Genomic DNA, 464 nt, shown 5'->3' with positions numbered 1-464 from the left:
AGCCGGCGCGTCTTCACACCCCGCTGTTCAAGTTGCTCCACCACGGCAGCAACCGCAGCCCCGGCACCGGACATCACCACGGACGACGGACCGTTCACCGCAGCCACACCAACCTCGCCGTGGCCTTCCAGCAACGGCAGAACATCGGCCTCCGACGCCCGCACCGACACCATCACACCACCCGAAGGCAACGCCTGCATCAACCGACCACGCGCCGCCACCAACACACACGCATCCTCAAGCGACCACACCCCCGCCACAAACGCAGCCACGATCTCACCGATCGAATGCCCACCGACGAAATCAGGCATCACACCCCACGACGAGATCAGACGGTAAAGCGCAACCTCCAACGCGAACAGACCACACTGCGTGAACCCCGTCGCATCCAGAGCATCGCCATCCCCGAAGACAACCTCACGCAACGACCGCTCCAACAAACCGTCGAACTGCGCACACACCTC

Annotated in this window: 1 protein-coding gene; it reads right to left on the bottom strand. The window is 63.6% G+C overall.

The features are described from left to right. On the bottom strand, positions 1-464 hold a 464-nt coding region (locus JK363_RS41650), incomplete at both ends, for an acyltransferase domain-containing protein (protein WP_201883519.1).

It is taken from the genome of Streptomyces coffeae, assembly GCF_016741875.1.
GTDB classification, from domain to species: domain Bacteria; phylum Actinomycetota; class Actinomycetes; order Streptomycetales; family Streptomycetaceae; genus Streptomyces; species Streptomyces coffeae.
This window is presented reverse-complemented; position numbering and strand designations above follow the sequence as displayed.